Consider the following 6,240-nt stretch of genomic DNA (forward strand, 5'->3'; position numbering starts at 1 on the left):
GTAAATATCCCCTCTAAATATAAGATTTACTTAATTTAGATTTTTTCTCTCATAGTCGTAATGTCGAAAAAAGTCGATTTTTTATATTTTTTCTTTATTTTCTAGTTGTAAACGTTTTATTTTCATGTTACCATCTTAATCAAACATTAGATGGTAATAAAACTTAAAGTATTTCTTTCCCTTAGAGACATATAAACGTTCGGTAATACCATGAAAATAAGGCCAAAGAAATATGAGTTACCTGATAAAAGATTTAATAGGATTTTTACCACTTTAATTTCCTGTTAATTCAGAATATAACTCTTTAACATTTTGTCCCTAAACAAAATTTAAATTTTAGTGTGGTAAACTCAAAAAGCTAAATCACCCACCCAAATTAATAAATGATATATCCTGTTATATCTAGCGATCAGTCATGAGAAATAGATTTCTTCCTAAGAAAACTTAGCCCATTAATAAAAAGTGTCTAAATTTCTATCTTTATTACCATCTATTGTTGATAACATATTTACCAACTATAAAAAAGAGCCTATTGAAGGTTCTTTTTATTATAATCATTAGCACTTCAATTATTGATAATCATTGGTGTTGAATCTTTATTCCCTCACCTTATATAGCTTTCTTTTATTAACACTTGAAGACTTATTGAGGTACGGTTCTGATTTTAATTTTTTTTTTATTTTTAAGCGACTAATTTCCGAATGATGGGCCATCCACAGTTTTATATCTAATAAAGAAAGAATTATATCTGTTTCAAGTGATATTTTGCTTACCTCCTTCTCTCTTATGGGTTATGTAGATAATATATCTCTTGAATCTGGAGCCTTTAGAACACATAATAGATACCCTAAAAAATGGACTTTATTTTATCTTTATCTTATCTTTACCTTATCTTTAAATTTTTCTATTAAACTTAGCATTTAGAAAAAAATTTTCGAGTCTAAAAAAGCTGGGAAATAGAGAATTATTGAATTTTTTTAATAACCAGCCACCATTGAAAATAGGGTTTCTTGTAAAAGGAGGAGTAATATTTGAAGAATAAGAGAAAAGTACAAACTATTATATTATTCTTTATTAGTATTTTAGGGTTAGGAACAATAATCGGGATACTATATTTTAATGACAAAACCAATACTCAAAAAAATAAAGCGTTTGCTACCGAGGAACGTTTATTGCAATATGAGCCCATCATGAAAAAAGAATTAGAAAAATATAATTTGGGAGAAAAAACAGCAATTTTACTAGGAATTATGTACCACGAGAGTAGGGGTGAGGGCAACGACCCTATGCAATCTTCCGAATCACTTGGATTAAAGCCAAATGAAATCCAAGAGATAAACTTGAGCATTAAACAAGGGGTAAAGCACTTTGTTCAAATGTATAGATATGGAGAAGAAAAAGGTGTTAGCATGGATACAATTATTCAAAGCTATAATATGGGGCCAGGCTATATTGATTTTATTGCCAATCAAGAAGCTAAACAACACTCTGAAGATACAGCTAAACAGTTTTCTAAGTTGAAAGTTGATCAGAATCCAGCTACATACACTTGTGGTGGAAATAAACAAAATTTTAGATATCCATATTGTTACGGTGATTTCACATATACAACAAAAGTGAATGAAAAAGCAAAACTTATTGAAGAACGCCTCCAAAAAAATTAAAATTGTATATATTTGTTTGAAGGAGTTTTCCATTTACTTTTATATGGTTTTTCATCAACTTTTATCCCCTCTTACCATCTAAATGTATATATACAACTATCGTATCATATTTCAATTTAAATACGGCTCTAGTTACATATTTCGCAAGAAATCTATCCAGAATATAAATAAAATCACCATTTCACATGAAATAGTATCCACTTCGCGAATTCATTAGGCATAAAAATAAATGTAGATTCAATAAAAAGAGAGCACCCTCGCTATTGGTGCTCTCAATGTGAATTGGGGTTTATCCTGAGCATTGAATAGGACACGAAGAACTCGTCCTGTTACATAATATTATGCTTGTCCATATTATAAGCACCCTCGCCCAGGCGCCAAGAGATACATATACGTTGAGGTAACTAACACGTTAGAAAAGGCCCTTCCATATCATTGTATGATTATCAATTATCTTTATACCTAGCAGACTACTCATTAAATACGTTTAATGTATCATTTCTATTAGTTTAACCATGCCTAATGCCATCCAATTCATGGTTAGTATTCTAAATAGACCAACGATGTATTATAATCCTTTATATACCCAAGGAGGTTTACCATGCTTAATTTTCATAAAACATTCCCCATCTTAGGATTCTTTTGGTTTTTATATAGTTTTATCGGCATCATCTTTTTATTACTATTCCTTAGCGTGTAGTAACAACGCGTATAAATATATGTTTAATGTGTGATTTCTATTATCAGCTTTGTTAACTAACACTTAAATTATTTTAACAGCCTTTTGTTTAATTCCCACAAAGCCGTTTTGTTACTATCCCATTTTAAAAGCGTTACGGCTTCCTCAAAGCACAGCCATTTATAATTGAAGTGTTCTTTAGATAATTTAATATTTTTTGTAGGAACTTTAACTCCAAAAGAAAATTCTTTTATTACATAAACATCTTCGCCCCAAAGAAATTCACCAACTACATCCTCTACTGGTAGTGAAGACACAGAATCTAGTTTTATATATGGACATTCTCTTATAATACCAGCCTCTTCAAACGCTTCCCGTTTTGCTGATTCAATAGGAGTCTCACCATCTTCTCCACCACCAGCTATTCCTTGCCAATAACCATAATCACTTCGATTAAAAATGCCATATTGAATGGAATCATCAGTTTTTATATAAGGAAATATCAATACTTGATACGGCGCTCTCATTGCTTAACCTCCTCTCGAAAAAATATGAACAATTTATTCACTAACTTGCTATTTTAGTAAATAAAGAGCCAACATCAAAATTCTACATTAATAATGCAGGTTTATGGTATCGGCTCTCCATTTTTTAAGAATTTTATTTTTCATAAATAGGTTTACTCTTAACGTGATAAAAACCTGCTTATTTCTTATTTAATTTGCTTAGCGTGTTTTTTTTCGAAATACTGGCGGTATCACATGTTGACTAACCAGTCCAAACAGTCCCTAAAACGGTCGTTTAAGGAACTTTATTTATATCTATCAAAACTGACTGAAATATGTTTAAAATTCAGTTCAAAAACTCATGACCAAAAACAAAGTTTTATATCAAACATCAAATACCGTTTATGGAACACTCTTAATGTACGGAAAACCAAGTTTTTAAATAAGAAGTTCCTTAGCGTACGAAATTCGCGTTATGTTGGCGGGACCCCATCGCCATCAAGTTAAGGTTTTGAAGTACCCCCTAAACGAAAAAATTCTTTCTCTATAGGGGCACCATACATGCCCATCAACTTAAAAATGAAAACAAAGTGTACTTTCATTTTGTGGAGGTAAAGCATTCCTAAAATAGAAGCATACTCTTAATAATATGCATACCAAATAAACCCTAACGGGTTTCCTTTTTTAAATTATGCAACTTTCTTTTGTTTTTTCAACCCATTATACTCATAAACAACACCCATAATATCAAAAACAGTCTTCTTCTCATATCGATGAGATTTTCTCCCGTTCTTCTGTAGGAGGTGGAACAGGCTGATTAGGATCTTTGTTATTTCTTGGATGTTTTGTTGTATGGCTTAATACAAACTTGATAAGTGATCTTGAATCATTCCAATTGCTTTATATTCACTTAATTCTTGTTTCTTCTTTTGTAAAATTAATTGTCGCATCTTAAACATAGTAGAAGAACATAGAAAAATGGCAATGAGTTTTCCATAAACATGGCATTCTAATCGCTCTTGTTTAATATGTTGCCAATGATGAATTTGAAATAAGGATTTCCAAGTTTTAAAAATGATTTCAATTTGCCAGCGGAGAGAGTAAAAATTATGGATTTGTTCCATCGGAGCAATCTCCCAAGGTGTATTGGTAACATATAGGTTCATGCCAGCTAATCGTTTGCTTTTTTCCGAATATGTAATCCCTTTTTTACTTTCTGTGTACACTTGTTTTTTCATACGCTTACGAAGTTGTTTTTCTGTTAATCGATACATAATCACCCGAGTGAATAGTTTTTTATCCTTTCCAATATAAGCTTCTTTTATTTCATAGGACTGTCCTGGTTTTAAGGTATCCATGATGTGCTCTAAATCAACTTTGATGTACTGAGATTGTTTTTTTATTGTTCCGTTTCGAAAGTATTCAGGAAATTCATTTTTGACATATACCCTATTGTTTAATTTGAGTCGCGATATATAGTACACACCACGTTGATCCATTTGATCTAAATCATCCAGTGAATAATAGCCTAAATCCCGGATACATAGGTCACCAGGGAAAAATAAAAACTGACCACTATGTAAATCATATTCTAACTGGATTTTTATACCCGCTGTTTGTGCACAACCACCTGATCCAGGATATACATTGGCCAAGTGTTTTGGTACGTGAAAAATGGTTGCATCTAAAATACGAATTCGCTGAAAATAGGTAAGTGAAGCACTTGGAATTGCTGACTTTCCACAAACTTTATTTTTTAATAATGTGGAGAAAATATGTTTCAAAAAGAACACTGCCTTTTTATTAAAGCGCTTATTTAGTCCTTCAGGACTCATAAGAGTTCCTGTTGATGCATGTAGCTGACTACACAATCGGACTAATGAATCACTCGCTACTCGTTGACTAATCCAGACACATATAGTAGCTAAATCATACCCTGAAAATTTACGTTTTCGCTTTACAAAACCTAGCTCTCTAGCGAGATTTTCCAAAAATGAAGGGGTAAGATGTTCATATAATTCTTCAGCAAATAATTGTAATTCGTCAGAAATTGATAGATACATACAAAAACGCCATCCTTTCCTATGATTCTACAGAAAGAATAGCGTATTTTTTGGTTCTGGTGCAAAGGTAATGGAAAAGAAAATATAACATATATATTTCTAGCATAATGGTAGGACATTTGAACAAATTTTCCTTTTCCATACCGATCACACATCTTTTGTAGAGTAATAGTATCAGCATATCCCAGTTTAAGAGTTTACTTACAAAATATTTAGAATTTTTTCGTGGGAATCCTCCGAAATATAATACAGACTTTAAATATTTTCATTTATAATTCTCTATTTGTCTATACTTTTCATATCGCTGTTGTATAAGCTCTTCCGAGGATAATAGTATCAATTTTTTTAGAGATGATTCGATTACAGATTCAATCATTTTTGCCTGTGATTTTATATCATTTTGTGCTCCACCTTTAATTTCAGGAATGATTTCATCAATAATTCCTAAATGTTTTAAATCTTTTGCTGAAATTTTCATATGTTCAGCAGCTTCTGGAGCATACTTAGCATCCTTCCATAGGATAGATGCTGCTCCTTCTGGCGAAATTACCGAGTACCATGAATACTCTAACATATGGATATGGTTACCGACACTAAGGCCAAGAGCTCCACCACTTGATGCCTCTCCAATTACAATACAAACAATTGGCACTTTAAGTGTAGCCATTTCAAATAGATTTCGAGCTATCGCTTCAGAAATTCCACGTTCTTCAGACCCTTTCCCTGGATAGGCGCCTATTGTATCAATAAATGTAATAATAGGGCGATTAAATTTATCAGCTTGTTTCATAAGTCTTAGCGCTTTTCTATAACCTTCTGGATGTGCCATTCCAAAATTTCTTTCTATACTTTCCTTTGTATTTCTACCTCTTTGATGACCAATAACCGTAACGGGCATCCCTTTAAATTTTGCAATACCACCTATCATTGCTTTATCATCACCATATAATCGATCACCATGAAGTTCGAGAAAGTTTGTAAACAATAAAGGTATATAGTCCAATGTCGTGGGCCGGTTACGTAGCCTTGCAATTTGAACTCGTTGAAAAGGTGTAATATTAGAATAAATTTTATCTTGCATTTTATTTAAACGTTTTTCTAATACATGAATTTCTGACGATAAATCTACATTATTTTCTTTCATAATTTTCTTTAATTCATCAAATTTCTCTTTTAATTCAATAATAGGACGTTCGAAATCCAAACTCATTTTATCCTCCAAATGTTATGATTTACCTCACTCTAATCAAAAGGCTTAGAAATAGAATCAATAAATAATTCAAAACCATCCACAACTATTTTTTGTTCTGATTCTGATAAATTATTGA

General features: G+C 31.7%; 3 protein-coding genes and 2 pseudogenes. 1 reads left to right on the forward strand and 4 read right to left on the reverse strand.

The window, feature by feature from the left end; genetic code table 11:
• The first annotated feature begins 1,031 nt into the window (after positions 1-1,031).
• On the forward strand, positions 1,032-1,664 hold the full coding sequence (locus tag AC1DJR_RS17050; RefSeq protein ID WP_002035240.1) for a lysozyme family protein: 633 nt from the start codon (positions 1,032-1,034) through the stop codon (positions 1,662-1,664).
• Positions 1,665-2,432: 768 nt separating this feature from the next.
• Here AC1DJR_RS17050 and AC1DJR_RS17055 read toward each other — a convergent pair.
• The 4 genes and pseudogenes from AC1DJR_RS17055 to AC1DJR_RS17070 form a co-directional block, all read right to left on the reverse strand.
• Positions 2,433-2,870 carry an NUDIX hydrolase gene (locus tag AC1DJR_RS17055; protein ID WP_059037377.1) on the reverse strand — a complete coding sequence of 146 codons (438 nt, stop codon included), beginning with the start codon at positions 2,868-2,870 and terminating at the stop codon, positions 2,433-2,435.
• A 668-nt stretch (positions 2,871-3,538) separates the two neighbouring features.
• Positions 3,539-4,912 (reverse strand): annotated as a pseudogene (locus tag AC1DJR_RS17060) (IS4 family transposase).
• 265 nt (positions 4,913-5,177) lie between these two features.
• Positions 5,178-6,122: an acetyl-CoA carboxylase carboxyltransferase subunit alpha gene (locus AC1DJR_RS17065; protein WP_002162311.1), complete on the reverse strand. Its 945-nt coding sequence runs from the start codon at positions 6,120-6,122 to the stop codon at positions 5,178-5,180.
• Positions 6,123-6,154: 32 nt separating this feature from the next.
• Positions 6,155-6,240: pseudogene (locus tag AC1DJR_RS17070) on the reverse strand (MarR family winged helix-turn-helix transcriptional regulator); the annotation flags it as partial.

It is taken from the genome of Bacillus sp. 05T31 (genome assembly GCF_056396725.1).

Excerpts from the sequence above, each read along its gene's own strand:
- AC1DJR_RS17055 (WP_059037377.1), bottom strand. The coding sequence starts at position 2,870 with ATGAGAGCGCCGTATCAAGTATTGATATTTCCTTATATAAAAACTGAT.
- AC1DJR_RS17065 (WP_002162311.1), bottom strand. The coding sequence starts at position 6,122 with ATGAGTTTGGATTTCGAACGTCCTATTATTGAATTAAAAGAGAAATTT.